Raw genomic sequence first — 17,433 nt, forward strand, 5'->3', positions numbered from 1 at the left:
GATGCCGGGACTGAACAAGTAGCTGAACGTCCGTTCGATATTGGCGGCAGTGTCCCGCCGCGGACCTTCTACCAGGTCTCCCATGCTCTCAAATCGCGTGGACGGGACCGGCGCCGAAATCGCATGCATTCCGCCATCCCAGTCGTTAAAGGCAAATCCAATCGCCGAGATCCCGTTGGCGTGTTCATCCCAGTCATAGGCCAAATCATGCCGGCGCACATTGGCCAACTCTTTGAGAAACGAGGGCAAATCCCCATTCACTCCGTTGCGTTCCCAATCGCTGTTGATCAACTTCAGGGCAGCCTTCTCGTCCAGCGCGGCTTCGTTGCACAAATCGGGTGAGGGTCGGACGTCGCCTTTTCCCAGAGGAACTTATCCTACGGCCTCTGTGAGAAGTACGCCAAGGGCCGTGTATTGATTGAGGACGGCGATGCGGATTGGGATCTCCGCGACCTGCCTGTCGAAGTCCTTGGCCATCAGCGATTGACCGAGCAGTTTTATACAATGCATCTTGGTTTCGACACGGCTTCGGCGGTGGTATCCGCCGGAGCCGTCGCCACAGAGTGCGGCCTAGAAACCGCTGCGCATTGACGGCCTCGTTTCGGGCGGAGGCACTGGCGCTTGTGGGCTTCCATGGCTTGGCATTCTTGCGCGGTGGGCTGACAGCATGGGCATTGCGAGCGGCAATCACCTCGTGACATTTTCGAGTGTCATACGCCCCGTCTGCTGTGACACTGCCGATGTTCTGATCGGGTGGAATTTGATCCAGAAATTCTGGCAGCTTCGGCGCATCACCAATATCGCAGGTGGTGACCTCGCCCCTCGGCAGATTTCTACGCAATCGCCTGTCGGGCAATGGGACGGCAAAGGGTGCTAAAATCAGGTGCCGCCGTGTCCAGTCCGACCAGTCAGCAGGCTTTGCACAAAGCCAGTGGTCTGCCGTAATGGGAGCCCGAACAGGACCTTCAAAGTCAGGCACGTCTATCGCCGCGTCGCTGAAACTCTGTTATCGACCGCGCTTGCCGCTTGGCGGTGGCACCCAGGCCATCGGTGCCAAAATCGGTCCCGGTTGGAAGCTCTTGGCAAGCCATATCGCCTTTCTGGTTATCCTTGCCATTCGTCCGAACGGCCTTTTCCCGAGGATTTCAGCATGAACATTCGAGATTACGCCGTCACCCGTACGTCAAACACCGCCCGTGCTTCTGCCATCCTTGGGTCTGCGGCACCCTACTGGGCCGGACGTGCCGATCTGCGCCTAATGGGAGAGCTATGCCTTTACTTCGCCCTCGCTTCCCTTTGGAAACTGATGGCGGGCTATGCCGGGCTGGATTCGGTCGGACAGCGAGCATTCGTAGGCTTTGGCGACTATATGCTGTTTGCCCTGACGATGTTTGGGGGCCTGCATCCCATCGCCGCAATTGGCGCTGCCGGCGTCCTTGGCGCGTTGATCTCAGTCCCTGTCGCCTTTTTGATCTTCCGCCTGCCTTTTGCCCAGATCAGTTCACTTGGCGGTGGCTCCGGATCCTCGCTGCCGATTGCCATTGTCTAATCCCTGGCGGGGTCGCACAGCGCACGGGAAAGTCTCAGCTACTGGTGGGCGCTTGGGTCTGCGGTCTTGGTTGTTGTATCGGTCTATGCCTTCCTGCGGTCCCGCAAAGGGCTGGCGCTGACCGCAATCCGTGACAACGAGCTGGCGGCAGGCTCGCTGGGTATCGACATCTGGCGCACCAAATTCGTCGTCTACGTCGTGACATCCGCTCTGGCCGCGATGATCGGTGCGCTTATTTTTCTGCAAAAACTATGGATTTCGCCCGATGCGGCCTTCAGCGTCAATGACTGGGCCGCTTTTGTGATCTTCACCGTGGTGATCGGCGAGATCGGCACTATCGAGGGGCCCATCATCGGCACGCTTGTGGTCTTTGCACTGCGCGAAACGGTGGCCGATCTAGGCACCATCTACCTGCTGGTTTTGGGCGTCGTTGCCATCGTCATGATGCTCAAATTCCCCAAAGGTGTTTGGGGCTTCATCCGACAACGCTTTGATCTGCAAATCTTCCCGCTCGCCTACCGTGTGGTGCGACGCGACAAAAAAGGATCCTAATCCATGGCACGCCAGAAGAAGACCGTCCTCACCTGCGCGATCACCGGGGCAATTCATACGCCCACAATGTCAGACGCGCTGCCCTACGCCGCAGATGACATCGCAGCCCAAGCCGTCGCCGCGTCCGAGGCCGGCGCGTCGGTCCTGCATCTCCATGCCCGCAATCCGCAAAACGGATCTGTGTCCATCAACCCGGACGATTTCGCAGCCTTCCTGCCGCGGATCAAACAATCGACCGATGCGGTTGTGAACATCTCGACCGACGGCAGCCTGAACAACACAATCGAAGAACGCATTGCCCCAGCCCTGCGTTTTTCGCCCGAGATGTGTTCGATGAACATGGGCTCAATGAACTTCTCGTTCCACCCGCTGGCGGGAAAACACGATGAGTTCAAATTCGACTGGGAACGCGACTATATCGCCAACTCAGACAGCTATATCTTCCGCAACACATTCGCCGACATCAAGAACGCAGCCACACAGCTGGCCCCACACGGCATCAAGTTCGAACATGAATGCTACGACGTCGGCCATCTTTATAACCTGAAGTTCTGCATGGGCATCGGCCTGTTCAAAGCGCCCATCTTTATCCAGTTCATTTTTGGCATCCTTGGCGGAATTGGCCCGGACGTCGAAAACCTAGTCTTTATGAAGCGCACGGCGGACAAGCTGTTTGGCGACAATTACCGCTGGTCAGATTGGAAGACAGCTTGTTCATTTCCCGCGGCAAACTGGCGGAAAGCAACGCCCAACAGGTGCAAAAAATCCGCCGCATTGTTGAGGATCTGGGCTGTGAAGTTGCAACCCCGGATGAGGCCCGCAACATTCTTGACCTCAAGGGCGGCGATCAGGTCAATTTTTGACGCGCCTCACGTAGCGCACGGATCCTTCCCCAATCTTGGGGAAGGACCCTTTTTCGAACGACCGACGATCAGGCGCTTTGCGCGGTCAGATAGGCATCGAGCTTGGTGAAAAACTCCATCGGCGTTTCCAGCATTGGATAGTGCCCGGCGCCCTCGATCACCTCAAGACGGGCGTCTTTCAACTGGATCATATAGGTTTCCCGCATATGATCCGGACCCAGCGCCCCGTCATGGGCGCCGGCCAGAACCAGGATCGGTGCTTTTATGGCCGCAACATCTTCGGAGAAATCAGTGTTGGTCCAGGTGTTCAGGTAGCCAAGGTAGGCCGCTTTGCTGGTGCCCGCACGTGCGCGTTCGACCAGGACATTCATCACCGACGATGCATGCAGCTTGCCGGTCAGAATGTTGAAAATCTCCGCCAATGCGGCGTCATCATCGCCAGACGACTGGAAGAACGCAGCCGTATCCGCATCCAGACCAAAGCCAGACGCAGGCACAGGTGCCGCAGCCACACCCGAGATCACCCGCTCAGGTGCGAGCAGCGCGATCTTTTGCATGACCATCCCACCCATCGAGTGGCCGACGACGTGGAATTTATCCCAGCCAACGTGATCCACCACAGACAAGGCGTCTTGGGCAATTTCGTCGACGGAATAGTCGCCTGTAAACTCCTCGGACAGTCCGTAGCCCCGGAAGTCCATGAAAATCAGGCTGTATTTTGCGGGGTCAAAGAACGGTTTGACCTGATCGTATACGCCTGAATCGCTCAACCAACCGTGCAGTACGAGCACGCGGATCGGCCCGTCTCCGATTGTGGAAAATCCTACATTCATTGCATTACTCCTCTAATGCGGTGTTAGTTTGCGCGGCGGTGGCAACAGCGCGTGTCACAGACATCACGCGCACCAACCGGCCCCGAATTGAAACCGAGGTGGCCTAAGGGGCCTTCGAAAACTTTTGAAACACACCCACAATACCCTTGCGAAACAGCAGAACGCTTATCACAAAAACCACGCCGATGACTACGTTCACCGGGACCGAGGTGGCGGCAAGATAATTCTGCATCGTCACGATCACAGTTGCGCCAGCTGCCGGTCCGGTCAACGTGCCCAATCCCCCCAACAAAGCCATCAAGATCGCCTCACCGGACATTTGCCAGGACACATCCGTCAGCGTTGCGATCTGAAAAACCAGGGCCTTGGTTGACCCAGCAAGCCCTGCCAGCGCCGCAGACACCGTGAACACAGATAGCTTGTAACGGTTCACATTATAGCCAAGGGAAATCGCGCGCTGTTCGTTTTCGCGGATCGCTTTGACCACCTCACCAAAGGGCGATGTGACGATCCGCCAGATGGTAAACATGCCAATCGCAAAAACCGTCAGAACAAAGAAATACATCGTGACGTGATCTGTCAGATCAAAGATCCCAAGCAGCGTGCCACGGGGCACATTCTGGATGCCGTCCTCGGCGTTGGTGAACGGTGCGCGCAGAAAACAGAAATAGGCGAGTTGCGACAGAGCCAGCGTTGTCATCGCAAAATAGATACCCTGGCGACGAATGGCGATAACACCAATGGCCAGGCCCAAAACAGCCGCTCCGCCAACACCGATCAAGATCCCAGTCAGCGGTCCAACATCCAGAATCTTGACGCAATAGGCGGTGAAATAGGCCCCGCCGCCAAAGAACGTCGCGTGACCAAAGGACAGCAGACCTGTGTATCCCAGCAGCAGGTTCAAGGCGCTGGCGAACAAGGCAAAACACAGGATCTTCATCAAAAACACAGGGTAGAGAACGGCCGGCGCCACCAGCAGCACCACCGCCAGGATAGCAAATGCTGCAAGCTTTAGAACTCGCGCGCTTGGCAGGCTTTGCGCCGGTCCCGGCACATGTGTGGTTGTGTTGGACATGCTATGCATCCTTTCCAAAAAGACCCGCCGGGCGGAAGTAGAGAACGATTGCCATGATCACAAAGACCACCACGTTGGACGCCTCGGAATAGATGACCTTGGTCAACCCTTCGACCAAACCCAGTGCAAAGCCCGAGATGATGGCGCCCATGATCGAGCCCATGCCGCCAATGACGACCACCGCAAAGACCACGATGATCAGGTTCGACCCCATATAGGGGCTCACCTGAAACACCGGCGCCGCCATGATGCCTGCGATGCCTGCAAGCGCTGCACCAAAGGCGTAAGTGGCTGTAATCAATACCGGAACATTCAGGCCAAAAACCTCGCTCAGGGACGGATTTTCAGTTGCAGCACGCAGGATCGACCCGATCTTGGTCCGCTCGATCAAAAGCCAGGTGCCAAAACACACGATCAGCGACACCACGATCACAAAGGCGCGGTAGTGCGGCATGAACATAAAGCCAAGGTTGCTGGCACCGGACAAGGACGCCGGCGGCGAATAGGGCTGCCCCGCAACGCCAAAGACATATTGCATGCCCCCTTCCAGGATCAACGCAAACCCAAAGGTCAGCAACAATCCATACAGCGGATCCAACCCGGCCAGACGCTGCAACATCGATCGCTCCAAAACGGCCGCCAAAGCCGCCAGAATCAACGGAACGATCAACAAGGAGACCCAAAACGACGCCTCCAGATAGGCCGACAACATATAGGCCGAAAAGGCACCCAGCATGTAAAACGCACCATGGGCAAAATTGATGATCCGCAGCATGCCAAAAATGACCGCCAGCCCGAGGCTCAGCAGCGCGTAAAAGGCGCCGTTAAAAAGACCAATCAACAACTGGCCCGCCAGCGCAGGCACTGAAATTCCAAAGATTTCCATTATATTTCCTCCGCCTAGACCCCAAGAACCCGGCTGATAAGCTCTTCGTTTTCCGACAGTTCCTCGGCAGGGAAATCGGCCACGACTAGGCCGTTCTCGATCATGTAAAAATGATCCGCCAACTTGCGGGTAAAGAGCATGTTTTGTTCGACTAAAAGAATGGTGAGCCCACGTTTTTTCAGGTCCTGCAGCAGTTCAGCGATCTTTTGTACAAAAACCGGTGCCAGCCCTTCGGTAGGCTCGTCCAACAAGATCAAGTCCGGCCCCGCCAACAACACCCGCGCCATGGCCAGCATCTGCTGTTCGCCACCAGACAGGGTGCCCGCAGGCGCGTGACGGCGTTCCTGGATATTGGGGAAAAAGCTGTGCAGCTCATCAATGCTCATGCCGCTGTTGCCAACCTTGGGCAGCAGCTTCAGATTTTCCTGAACGCTCAAGCTGTTATAGGTTCCGCGGTCTTCGGGGACAAAGCCTATACCCTTGTAGGCCAGCTTGTGACGCGGCACCGCGCTGATGTCCTGCCCGTCCTTTGTGATCGACCCTTCGGTCCGCGTCAGCTGCCGGGTGATCGCACGCAGGGTCGTGGTTTTCCCCGCCCCATTGCGCCCCATCAAGGCGACGGTTTGGCCGCGTTTGACGTTGATCTCGATACCATGCAGCGCTTTGCTTTCACCGTACCACCCGTGGATGTCCGAGAGCGCGAGACAGTTTTCTTCAATCATAATCTGTTCCAATATATGCGCGCCGCACTTCGCTGTCGTTTCGGATTTCTGAAAACGTCCCCTTTGCCACAATCTCACCACGTGCCAGAACGGTTGCGGTGTCACACAGATCTTCAACAACGTTCAGATTGTGCTCCACCATCAGCGTGGTGCGATCTTGGGAGATCTCTTTGATCAGCGCCGACACCATGCCGATGTCTTCGATCGCCATGCCCGCCATGGGTTCATCCAGTAAAATCACCTTTGGATCGAGCGCGAGTGTTGTGGCGATCTCCAACGTGCGTTTGCGCCCATAGGACAGGTCTGCCGCGCGTTTGTCGGCAAGATCGGCAATGCCAACCCGGTCCAACAGATACATCGCCTCGTCCCGCAGGCTGTCCAACAAGCCCAATCCGCACCAGAATTGAATGTCGCGTCCGGTGCGCCGTTGCAGGGCCACACGCACATTTTCCAGCACCGTCATTTCCGGAAACACGGCTGAGATCTGAAACGACCGCACCATACCCATCCGCACAACCTTCTCGGGTCGTATCCGTGTAATATCCTGGCCCGCCAGTGAAATTGTACCCGATGTCGGTTCATGGAATTTGCTGAGCAGCGAGAAAAACGTGGACTTGCCCGCACCGTTCGGCCCGATCAGCGCATGAATTTGACCAGGTTGAAAATCAACATCTACATTCTTAACCGCATGAAATCCGCCGAAGCTTTTGCACAGACCTCGTACGGAGAGAACGGGCGTGTCCGACACCGCCTGCCCGTCATTCACAAGCTCCTGGATCATTGGAACACCGTTGATGCCAAGGACGGCCGCTGCGTCAGCTGTTCGGACAGTGTGTTGAGAGCCGGAACCCGCGCATGCCAGGCAGCATCCGCAAATCGGAACTGGGTGTAGTTCAGCGCGTTCACAACCGCGATGCCAACAAACCGCTCGGTCAGGACGGCAGCGTTGGACTGCGCGATCTTCTCCAACGCCATCAACAGATCATCAATCGCTTGAAACCGCCGCTGACCCATTTCCGTTTTGTCAAAACTCGGATCCGCTGGATTCCCCGTCGATGCCTTGCGGCTTATGATAATATTCACGGACAGATCGACAACGCTTGCCGCCAGCGACAGCGCCTCAAGCTCTGGGTCACCGGTCGCAAAATACTGCGGATCCGACTTTGTGTTCTCTTTGGCGTATTGCACAATCAACAGCGCTTCTGAGATCGCATGCCCCGCGTCCGTCACCAGAACAGGAACCCGGCGGGCGGGATGCACCTCGGTCAATTCTTTCGGGTCAGACCAGGGATCGACGATTTCAAGTTTCAGATCATCATAGCCAGCTTCGACAAGCGCAGCATGTGCCAGACGACCATAGGGAGAGGTCGGGCTTTTTATCAGCAACATGGGGGAGTTTCTTTCGATGGATTTGCAGCGACAAGACAGCGCCACACCTCATGCGGTGTGGCGCCTATCATCAATTGACGAGCGGGCAGCCACTTTCGGCCGCAGACAGGAAGAAATCCGACCCATCAATGCGCGACAGAATTTTATACAGATCCGTGGGACCTGTGGATTCTGATGGCGCCTTCACCTCGGCCAGCAGCATGTCATAAACCACGCGGCCATTTTCTTGGATGCTTGCGTTCTCAAGAATTCCGGCGTCGACGGGCAAGGAATGCATCATCGCCGTGACCTCAGCCGCGTCTTGCGATTTGGCGGCAGCAACGCTTTTGAGGTAATGCGTGGTCGCGGCATAGGCATTTGCATGCCCCATGGTCGGAACCTGGCCACCATTGCGCTCCATGAACCGTTCGGCCCAGGCTGTGGTGGTGTCATTCATGTTCCAATAAAACGAGGTGCTGACCCGGATGCCCTGCGCCACGTCCAGCGTCAAAGCCTGCGCATTGTTGGAAAAGAACAACAGCGCCGCCAGCTTGTCGCCAACCCCAAAGGATCGCGCCTGTTTGATCGCGGTTTCGGTGTCAGACCCGGCATTGGCAAGCCCCACAACATCCGCCCCAGACGCCTGAGCCGCCAACAGGGCCGACGCCATATCATTGGTGTTGAGCGGGTGCAGCGTCTCGCCTTTCATACCACCGCCGGCATCGACAACGGCATCGGCGGCATCTGTCGACAAGGCGCGGCCAAACACATAATCCGCCGTGATGAAATACCAATCCTTCAAGCCCTGATCGACCAAAGTGCCCGCAACCCCGCGCGCCAATTCACGCGTCGTAGGAGCCCATTGGGTGCCATAGGGGGAGCATTGATCGCCCACAAAATTGGGCGCATAGCCCCCTGTTGTCATGGTGATCACTTTGGATTCTGCCGCACGCCCCTGCACCGCAAGGCCAACCGCGCTGGAGCCGCCAAAGGTGATCGCATCGACGCCTTGTTCATCAATGAAACGCTGCGCGAGGGATGATCCAACGTCGGCTTTGTTCTGGTGATCGGCGCTCAGAACCTCAACCGTGGTTCCCAGGGACGAGGTGTCAAAATCCTCGACAGCCATTTGCACCGCCAGCAGCGTGTTTGGCCCACCATTGCCCGAGAAAATGCCGCGCATGTCGTCCAGAACCAGGATCTTGACCGGGTCCTCAGCAGCGAAAACCGTTTGCGACGTTGCGAGACAGGTCGCAAAAGCGACAGATGTGAGTTTTGATAACGTGCTCATAAGTATCCTCCCAGATTGAGCAAAGTTTTATGGGGCACGCGTGGCCTTTTGATGGGACCCTCGCGCGCCGTGCAAACTCGACAGACCTCCTCCAGCCCGCCGAATTTGCAATCTGCCGCCGGTTAGACTGACATGCAGACGTATTTCAGTTCGAGATATTCATCGATGCCGTATTTAGAGCCTTCCCGACCCAGGCCCGACATCTTGCTGCCGCCAAAGGGCGCTTCGGCGGTGGAAATCAGACCGGTGTTCACCCCGATCATGCCGCTTTCGATCGCCTCCATCACACGGGTGATCCGCGAGATGTCTTTGGCGTAGAAATAACTCGCCAGACCGAACTCAGACGCATTGGCCAGCTTGATAACTTCTTCTTCGGTTTCAAACCGGAAGACGGGCGCCAGCGGGCCAAAGGTTTCCTCGTCGGCCAGCAACATATCGGGCGTGGCATTGGTCAAAACCGTGGGGTTCAGGAACAAATCACCGGCGTCAGAACGCTTGCCGCCCACCGTGACCGCAGCGCCTTTTGACAGGGCGTCCTGCAGGTGGCTTTCGACCTTGTCCCGCGCGCTGGAGGTGATCATCGGGCCGATTTCCACACCCGCCTCGGTGCCGTCGCCAACCTTCAATTTCGCCACACGGGCGCTCAGCTTGTCGACAAATGCATCGTGAATGCCCGCTTGAGCGTAGATCCGGTTGGCGCAGACACAGGTTTGACCGGCGTTGCGGAATTTCGCAATGATCGCGCCCTCGACTGCCTCATCCAGATCCGCGTCGTCGAACACAATGAACGGCGCGTTGCCGCCAAGTTCCAGGCTGACCTTCTTAATTTGCGGCGCCGCATTGGCCATTAGGATCTGACCCACACGGGTGGACCCGGTAAAGCTCAGCTTGCGCACAGCAAAGTTTTCGCAAAACTCTTGGCCAATGTCGGCCGCATGGGTCGACGGCACCACGTTGAACACGCCATCCGGAATGCCCGCTTGGCGACCCAATTCCGCCATCGCCAGCGCCGAAAGCGGCGTCAGCTCGGACGGGCGCGCAACAAAGGTACAGCCCGCCGCCAACGCAGGCGCAACCTTGCGTGCGATCATCGCATTGGGAAAGTTCCAGGGGGTGATCGACGCCGCAACACCAATCGGCTGTTTCAGGACGTGAATACGTTTGTCGGGCTGGTGACCGGGAATGATATCACCATACACCCGGCGCGCTTCTTCGGCGAACCAGTGAATGAACGACGCACCATAGGCGATCTCGCCTTTGGCTTCCGCCAGAGGTTTGCCCATTTCAGCCGTCAACAAGGCCGCCAGCACGTCAGAGTTCGCCAACATCAGATCGCCCCAACGGCGCATGATGTCGCTGCGGCTTTTGGCGGTCAGCGCGGACCAGGCAGGAAAGGCTGCCTCGGCTGCGGCAATCGCTTTTGCCACTTGGGCGCGCGTCAGATCGGCAACCTCGGCGATCACCTCACCTGTGGCCGGGTTTGTCACCTCAAACCGGGTCTCTCCCTCGACCCATTGCCCATCAACAAATGCGCGATCTTTAAAAAGACCTGACTCCGCGATCTGGCTCAACATATTCATTCCTTCTCAAAATCGCCGCATAGCACCGTGGACAAATGCGAACCACGTGCTTTATTGTGATTATCGTTCTGTATATCGAACACCATTCGTTTATATTCTTGATTTACGCTTGTCAACGCTTCGGGTCAGACGACATCACCCGCCCGGCATTTGCAGTTGACAAAGCAAGATTATTTCGGTGGTACAGAGAGACCTTGCAGGGAGCCTAGATGCGGAAGCCCATGACAAAACCGGGATCAAAAAGCCAAGCACCAGCCGTTGTTAAGTCCGTGACCATATTGGATTTGGTTGCGGCCTCGCCGGACGAACTGACGCTTGCGGAACTGTCCCGGCGCATGGACATCGCAAAAAGCTCTGTCTTTTCAGTCTGTTCGACCCTGGTTGAACTGGGTGTTCTGACGCGCAATCCGGATCAGACCTATGCCATTGGCCCCCATGTGATGCGGTGGGCCACGTCGTTTACCCGCCGCAATGATTTGGCAACGGAATTTGCCCGTATCTGGGACGAAAGCACGGTAGAACTGAGCGGTGCGACCATCACGTTGACCGTCCTTGACGGTAATGAGGTGGTCTATATCGCCGCGCGAAACTCTAGCAAGACGGCGTGGTTCACCTATCGCATCGGCATGCGGCTGCCCGCGCCCTTCACCTCAACCGGTCATGCATTTTTGGTTCAGGAATCAGATGCCGCCATTCGCCACCGCTTCAAAGATGGCTTTCCGGAACCACTGACAGGCAACTCTCCCAAAGATGTGGAAGAACTCGTCGCACTGCTGCATGAGGCCCACGAACGCGGCTTTACCCAAGATCGGGAGTATGTGTCGGAAGGCAAAACCTGTTTCGGCGCCCCCATCCACGGCGTCGCAAACGAGGTGATCGCGGCCATTGCGGTCAGCGTTCCAACACCCGAAGTCACGCCCGAGTTTGCAACCGATGTCGTTGATACCCTGCGTCGCCTGTCCGAAGCGATATCTGAACGAATGGGCGCGGAAATCGAAGAACGGTCCAAGATCGGCTCGTAAAACAGCAAAACGACCTTGCGCTATGGCACAAGCCCCGTCTCGGACATGGTCTCGACAATCGCCAGAATGTCCTTTTCAAATTGCCGCGCGGCGGGCGATAGCTCTGTGTCCGCCTTGCGCAGCAGATGAATGTCGCGTTTCGCCGAGGTATCCGCCAGTGGGCGCACCAACAATCCCGATGACCTGACGGATTTCACCGCAATCTCCGGCAACAAGGTGACCCCGCATCCCGCATGCACCATTGCGATGATGGACGTGATGTTATGGGCCATCAGGCGTGATTTGGCGTGGAGCGCGCGCGATGCCTCACTGTTTATGATCTCGGACAGGCTATTGGCGATCAGGCGCACGTCCTGCAAATCGCCCCAGTCCACCGGGGTATCCGATTGGGCAAAGGGATGCGCGGGGTCAAACAGAACAAAAAACCGGTCCGAAAGCAAAGGCAGGCTCTCCATACCCGACACGTTCCCGCTTTTGGTTGCGATGCCAATATCCACCCGACCGCGTGACAATTCATGCAAGATCGAACGGGAGTCCATGTCCCGCAACTCGATACTGACATTGGCGTAAGCCTCTGCACGCAGGGACATAACCTGCGGAATAATGGTGCCCGCAACCGACGGCACCGTGGCAATCCTGACATGACCCAGGGTCGCATTGGCAAAACCGGTAATCGTGCGCACGGTATTGTCAAAATGCTGCACCTCCGCCTCTGACTGTTCCAGCACAAACTCGCCAAGCGGCGTCAGCTTGTTCTTGCGGTCCGTTTCAAACAGACGCTCGCCAAGGTGGTCTTCAAACTGGCTCAGCATCATGGACACCGCCGACGGGGTCCGGCCCAGGATCTCTGCCGCGTCCCGCAGATTTCCGGTCCGTGCAACCGCAGCAAAGCCGCGCAGCATGTCGATCTTCAGCGCCATGATTTCAATTTTCCTGAAGCAAAGTTCAATAACTTTAGTTTGATTGAATTCAAGATTCATGTCCATACATATTTGACACATGCGAAAAGGGACGAGATTGCCATGTCTGACACCCAACGAAACCTGATCGCGGGCGAGTGGCTCGCAGGCGAAGGTGAAATCGAAAACCGCAACCCATCCGATTTGAGCGATCTGGTCGGCATGTTTGCCCAGGCCAGCGCCGACCAATTGGACGCAACCCTCGCACAGGCCAAAGTGGCACAGGCACAATGGGCGACCTATGGCATTGAACGCAAACAGGCCGTTTTGAATGCCATCGGCACCGAGCTGATCGCCCACTGCGAAGAGCTCGGCACGCTGTTGTCGCGCGAAGAGGGCAAACCCTTTGCAGAAGGCAAAGGCGAAGTCTATCGCGCCGGCTAGTTTTTCACCTATTACGCCGCCGAATGTCTGCGCCAGATCGGTGAAAACGCGGGTTCCGTGCGCCCAGACATTGAAATCGACGTGCGCCGCGAGCCGATTGGCACCGTTGCGATCATCTCTCCGTGGAATTTCCCCACCGCAACCGCCTCGTGAAAAATTGCGCCGACCCTGTGCTAAGGCAACGCTGTGGTCTGGAAACCGGCCAATGTCACCCCGGCCTCGGCGGTGGCACTGGCAGAGATCATCAACCGTCGGGACATCCCCAAGGGGCTGTTCTCACTCGTCATGGGTGCCGGGCGCAGCATTGGCCAACGGCTGGTCGAAAGCCCGGACATTGACGCGATCTCCTTTACCGGTTCTGTCCCTGTGGGCAAAGGCATCGCCACCGCCGCCATCCAGAACCTGACCAAAGTGCAGATGGAGATGGGGTCGAAAAACGCATTGGCCACAGTGAATGACACCAATTTCGGCCAGACCTCTGGCATCGTGACCAAATCCCTGGCCCGCGCCACCCATTTCCGCCGCAATGCACGCACGGGCGTTGTCACCGTCAATCGGACCACCGCGGGCACCGACTATCACGTGCCGTTTGGCAGACGCGGCGACAGCTCCTATAGGTCACGCGAACAAGGCAAAGCGGCAGCGGAGTTCTACACCACCGTCAAAACCGCCTATATCAGCGCCGGTCCGGTCTGATGCGTATCGACGGTCTGCAATATGCAAATTGGTCCGAGAAGATCTTTCGCCAACTGCGCGAAGGCGGTCTGGACGCGACCCATGTCACCATCGCCTATCACGAGAGCTTTCGCGAAACCGTTCTGAACTTTGAAAAATGGAACCGCTGGCTCGAGCAGTTCCCCGATCTGATCATGAAGGGGCAATGGGCCTCGGACATCGACATTGCGCGCGAAACCGGGCGCACGGCCGTGTTCTTTGGCTTTCAAAACTCCTCACCCATCGAAGACGACATCGGCCTGGAGGTGGATATGAGCCATTCCGCCGACCGCTCCACGATTGAGGCGGCCGAGTTCTCCGAACGCCCCATCGCAATCACCCATGCCAACCCCTATGACTGGTCGCCCGCACTGCGCAACAAGAAGGATCCGGTCATTCAAGCCGTCGTCGACAATGGCGGCATGCTGGGGTTCTCGGTCTATCCGCATCATCTCAAGGATAAATCGAACTGCACCCTGCACAGCTTTTGCGAAATGATCGCCCGCGCGGCCGACACATACGGCGTGCAAAATCTCGCGATAGGTTCGGACCTGTGTCAGGACCAGCCTGACAGCATCGTCGAATGGATGCGCACTGGGCGCTGGACCAAGGAAATTGACACTTTATCGCGGTGACGCCGCTGTCTTTGGCGCACCTGGATGGTTGGGCTGGTGGACCGTGTTCTTTTGGGGGTGGTTCATGGGCTACGGCCCGTTGATGGCAATGTTCATTGCCCGCATTTCTCGGGGACGTTCGATCATCATTATGCTGTCGGTCATCGCCCCGATTGTCACCAACTTCTGGTTCACCATCATCGGCGGCACCGGAATCGCGATGGAACTGTCGGAACCTGGCACGATCTCAACGGCATTCGAAGGCTTCAACCTGCCCGCCGCGCTCCTGGCGATCACCCAGAACCAGCCAATGGGCTTTGTGATCTCACTCCTGTTCCTGATCCTCACGACAATCTTCGTGGCGACAACCGGGGACTCGATGAGCTATGTTGTCTCAGCAACCATGAGCTCTGAGGGCACGCCGCCAACCGCAATCCGCATTTTCTGGGGGGCTGCGATGGGGGTCATGGCCGTGATCTTGATCTCGGTCGGATCGGGCGGCGCCTCCAAGCTGCAAAGCTTCATTGTCGTCACCGCCGTGCCGGTCTCGCTCATCCTGCTGCCATCACCTTGGCCAAGGGCAAAGACAGCTAAGAAACCATTGGGCACCCTACCCCGGCGCCCAATGCTTCGCCGCATATTCTGGTTGCGTCACGCAGCAACCGATTTGCACCTGTTTCGTCAGCAAAGGCTTATTGGAATGACTGACATTCTCTGCCGCGATCCAAACACAGTCATGCGCCTTGCGCGACTTGACTCGATGCACCAATCCTGCCTGTCCTTTATGCGCGTTCTGACCCGCCGCTTGGCACGGGACAACTGGCGCTTTGAACAAACCGCGTTTGAGATCAACGACAACGGCGAAGGGCACGCGGTCTATACTGCGCATGGCCCCCACCGCACCTATTCACTGATCGCATTTGCGCATAATCTCCCCGCTGAGAAGCGATCAGACCGGGTCATTGCCGACGCCTGGGACGCGACGTTTACACTGTTTGACGGGGTGCCAACCCCCTCGGACATCGAACGTATGTCACAGAATATTCCGGTTCAAGAAGCCGGGCGCGTGACATCCAGTGAACTGTCGGTGTCGCGCGATTGGCCGCAGGGCAACAGCCCCACCGTGACCAGATCGATGCGGTCGGTTATCTGATGCGCACCACTGCCGTCTATGGCTCCGGAAAACTCGGGGCCGCCGATCGGGAAATGATTGCCGATCGCCCCGAATTCGCAGTGCCTTTCCAGGTTGAGATGCTGTCAGTCTACCTGACCCGCTGGTTCGTGGTCGATCTGGTGCAATTCATGGCCGACCGTCGCGCTGCCGCAAACGGCGACATGGCCGCGCGGTTGGATCCCGACATCGCCCGCAGTCTTGCATCGGGAATTCCACCGGCCTTGGCATGGCGCCATTTCTGTTGAACCACTCGGTTTTGTTGAACAATTGGATCGCCGCGCGTGAAAACGCCACCCAGACCGTGCGCAGCCTCGACCAGGCGCAACCGGCGCAGATCGAATTCTTTCATGATCAGGTCGCCCGCAGCAAAATCACCATCCAACGTTGGACAACCAGCCACCCTGTTCAGTTGAAAAAGCTCGATGCGTTGCAAACGGATGTCGCCCTGCTCGATGCCTATCTGCGCGACAATGCTCTGACCGCCCCCCGACCCTGGGACGCGCTCTATCGTTGGGCCGAGGCCGAGCTGTCGCTTGAAGGTCAGGAATGGATCGCCTCGCTGATCCTTGAACCCTATGGTGGGCGCGTCGATCATTTTGCCGAGGACATGGCCGCAGACAACACCGCCACCTTTCGGATCGCAGGCGCTATGCAGATCAAAGACCTGCGTCAGCTGCTGAAATCCATCTACGCCTGGGCCATCGAAACCGATTGGAGCGCGCCAGAAAACCGGGCGTGGGCCTGGTATGTGTCCGAGGAAAAGCTTGAACCTCGTCTCGGCGAACGTTTTGAAGAACTTATTGAGGACTACGATCAACCCCTCGCCCCCGGTCGCGATGCCGCCCGTCTGTATCACGCGCTGACCCATTGGCCCGATGATGCCCAGGCTTCGGAATTCCTCCTGCGCCACTCAGAACATCGCCACGTCCTGCGCCGGGCGCAAATCGTCAACCGCGCGCCCTATGCGGAAATCCGCGACAATACGATCTCGGACCAGGTGCTGCCCATCGACATGCTGCGGTGCAAGCTGTCCTTCTTTGGTGCCACCCAATTTGACCCGCGCTCTGACCGTTGGGTACGTATCTGCATGTATGGCATTGCCCCGCTGCCCAAGGACCTCACACCCGAGAACGCTGACTTCTGGATCTACCCGCAGGCATCCGGACCATCAGGGGAGACCCGCACATGAGCTTTTCTCTGAACGAAATCGAAGCCATGGTCAAACGCGCAGCACGCGGAGCCGGTCTGTCGTGGGGCCTGGCTGAAGAGGCCGCCAAAGGCACCCGCTGGCTCTCCGCCTTTGGCTATCCGGGTGCCGAGATGTTGGTCAAACCGTTGCATCTAAACGACCGAGTGCCCTCCATCGATGTCTCCCCTGTCTCATTGCGCGCCGCCGTTTGGCACGCACCTGCCCGCCGGATGAGCCCGCTGATCGCCGGTGCCGCGCTGAGCGATTGCGCCACGCGTCTGCTGGATCGCAGCGCCATCACCATGGAAGGCGTGAGCTTTCCGCTTTTGGCGGTCCCCTTTATGGGCGGCGCGGCGCTTCGCCTTGGCGTGCCTGTGGCCGCCGAATGGATGGGCGTGCGGATGGCCACCGATGGCAGCCAGCTTTGCGTCACCGGCGACACGGACGCCCTGTCCAGCGCCACCATCGAACAGATGATATTCTTTGCACCGGCTGTGATGTCCCAGCATTGCACCCCGGTGATGCGCGCCCAGATCTCAAACACATGCTGGTCCGCGCTTGGCGCATTTGCCCATCGCTACTTTGCACCCGCCACCGAAGAAAGCCGCAAACGCGGCGCAGGCGCGGGTCAAGGCGACAACGACTGAACCGGTCGATC

At 57.6% G+C, this 17,433-nt stretch carries 14 protein-coding genes and 6 pseudogenes; 9 read left to right on the plus strand and 11 right to left on the minus strand.

What is annotated here, in order from left to right:
- On the minus strand, positions 1-291 hold a 291-nt coding region (locus tag KMP13_RS17300), incomplete at its 3' end, for an IclR family transcriptional regulator C-terminal domain-containing protein (protein WP_215267234.1).
- An 81-nt stretch (positions 292-372) separates the two neighbouring features.
- Positions 373-1,048, minus strand: a pseudogene (locus KMP13_RS17305) (IS5 family transposase); the annotation flags it as partial.
- Positions 1,049-1,150: 102 nt separating this feature from the next.
- Here KMP13_RS17305 and KMP13_RS17310 point away from each other — a divergent pair.
- The 3 genes and pseudogenes from KMP13_RS17310 (at position 1,151) to KMP13_RS17320 (ending at position 2,964) form a co-directional block, all read left to right on the plus strand.
- Positions 1,151-1,549 (plus strand): hypothetical protein, encoded by a 399-nt coding sequence (locus KMP13_RS17310; protein ID WP_215267235.1) that lies wholly within the window; start codon positions 1,151-1,153, stop codon positions 1,547-1,549.
- A 3-nt stretch (positions 1,550-1,552) separates the two neighbouring features.
- Entirely contained in the window at positions 1,553-2,101 is a 549-nt protein-coding gene (locus KMP13_RS17315; protein ID WP_285895565.1) for a branched-chain amino acid ABC transporter permease, read from the plus strand.
- Positions 2,102-2,104: 3 nt separating this feature from the next.
- Positions 2,105-2,964: pseudogene (locus tag KMP13_RS17320) on the plus strand (3-keto-5-aminohexanoate cleavage protein).
- A 68-nt stretch (positions 2,965-3,032) separates the two neighbouring features.
- Here KMP13_RS17320 and KMP13_RS17325 read toward each other — a convergent pair.
- The 8 genes from KMP13_RS17325 to KMP13_RS17360 form a co-directional block, all read right to left on the minus strand.
- Complete coding sequence (locus KMP13_RS17325) at positions 3,033-3,797, minus strand: alpha/beta fold hydrolase (protein WP_215267237.1); 765 nt, start codon at positions 3,795-3,797, stop codon at positions 3,033-3,035.
- Between the two features lie 103 nt (positions 3,798-3,900).
- A complete protein-coding gene (locus KMP13_RS17330) occupies positions 3,901-4,872 on the minus strand; it encodes a branched-chain amino acid ABC transporter permease (protein ID WP_215267238.1) in 972 nt (323 codons plus the stop codon).
- A 1-nt stretch (position 4,873) separates the two neighbouring features.
- The gene (locus tag KMP13_RS17335; RefSeq protein WP_215267296.1) at positions 4,874-5,761 is read right to left on the minus strand and encodes a branched-chain amino acid ABC transporter permease; all 888 of its coding nucleotides are present in this window, start codon (positions 5,759-5,761) and stop codon (positions 4,874-4,876) included.
- A gap of 11 nt (positions 5,762-5,772) precedes the next feature.
- The gene (locus tag KMP13_RS17340) at positions 5,773-6,480 is read right to left on the minus strand and encodes an ABC transporter ATP-binding protein (RefSeq protein ID WP_215267239.1); all 708 of its coding nucleotides are present in this window, start codon (positions 6,478-6,480) and stop codon (positions 5,773-5,775) included.
- Positions 6,473-7,261, minus strand: coding sequence for an ABC transporter ATP-binding protein (locus KMP13_RS17345; RefSeq protein WP_215267240.1), 789 nt, complete (start codon positions 7,259-7,261; stop codon positions 6,473-6,475). Before KMP13_RS17345 ends, KMP13_RS17340 begins: the two co-directional genes overlap by 8 nt.
- On the minus strand, positions 7,258-7,869 hold the full coding sequence (locus KMP13_RS17350) for a glutathione S-transferase N-terminal domain-containing protein (RefSeq protein WP_215267241.1): 612 nt from the start codon (positions 7,867-7,869) through the stop codon (positions 7,258-7,260). The genes KMP13_RS17345 and KMP13_RS17350 overlap by 4 nt, the downstream gene beginning before the upstream one ends.
- 70 nt (positions 7,870-7,939) lie before the next feature.
- Positions 7,940-9,139: an ABC transporter substrate-binding protein gene (locus KMP13_RS17355; protein WP_215267242.1), complete on the minus strand. Its 1,200-nt coding sequence runs from the start codon at positions 9,137-9,139 to the stop codon at positions 7,940-7,942.
- 122 nt (positions 9,140-9,261) lie between these two features.
- A complete protein-coding gene (locus tag KMP13_RS17360) occupies positions 9,262-10,719 on the minus strand; it encodes an NAD-dependent succinate-semialdehyde dehydrogenase (protein ID WP_215267243.1) in 1,458 nt (485 codons plus the stop codon).
- Between the two features lie 209 nt (positions 10,720-10,928).
- Between KMP13_RS17360 and KMP13_RS17365 the strand changes: the two genes are divergently transcribed.
- Positions 10,929-11,741 carry an IclR family transcriptional regulator gene (locus KMP13_RS17365; RefSeq protein WP_215267244.1) on the plus strand — a complete coding sequence of 271 codons (813 nt, stop codon included), beginning with the start codon at positions 10,929-10,931 and terminating at the stop codon, positions 11,739-11,741.
- A gap of 20 nt (positions 11,742-11,761) precedes the next feature.
- Here the strand turns inward: KMP13_RS17365 and KMP13_RS17370 are convergent, their stop codons facing one another.
- Positions 11,762-12,661, minus strand: a complete 900-nt coding sequence (locus KMP13_RS17370; protein WP_215267245.1) for a LysR family transcriptional regulator — start codon at positions 12,659-12,661, stop codon at positions 11,762-11,764.
- Positions 12,662-12,763: 102 nt separating this feature from the next.
- Here KMP13_RS17370 and KMP13_RS17375 point away from each other — a divergent pair.
- The 5 genes and pseudogenes from KMP13_RS17375 (at position 12,764) to KMP13_RS17395 (ending at position 17,422) form a co-directional block, all read left to right on the plus strand.
- Positions 12,764-13,780, plus strand: a pseudogene (locus KMP13_RS17375) (aldehyde dehydrogenase family protein).
- Positions 13,780-14,418 (plus strand): annotated as a pseudogene (locus tag KMP13_RS17380) (membrane dipeptidase); the annotation flags it as partial. The pseudogenes KMP13_RS17375 and KMP13_RS17380, both read left to right, overlap by 1 nt.
- Positions 14,411-14,986, plus strand: a pseudogene (locus KMP13_RS17385) (BCCT family transporter); the annotation flags it as partial. The pseudogenes KMP13_RS17380 and KMP13_RS17385, both read left to right, overlap by 8 nt.
- A gap of 126 nt (positions 14,987-15,112) precedes the next feature.
- Positions 15,113-16,775: pseudogene (locus KMP13_RS17390) on the plus strand (hypothetical protein).
- The gene (locus KMP13_RS17395) at positions 16,772-17,422 is read left to right on the plus strand and encodes a DUF3726 domain-containing protein (protein WP_215267247.1); all 651 of its coding nucleotides are present in this window, start codon (positions 16,772-16,774) and stop codon (positions 17,420-17,422) included. Before KMP13_RS17390 ends, KMP13_RS17395 begins: the two are co-directional and overlap by 4 nt.
- Positions 17,423-17,433: the final 11 nt, after the last annotated feature.

The organism is Epibacterium ulvae (assembly GCF_018678075.1).
Lineage (GTDB): Bacteria > Pseudomonadota > Alphaproteobacteria > Rhodobacterales > Rhodobacteraceae > Epibacterium > Epibacterium ulvae_A.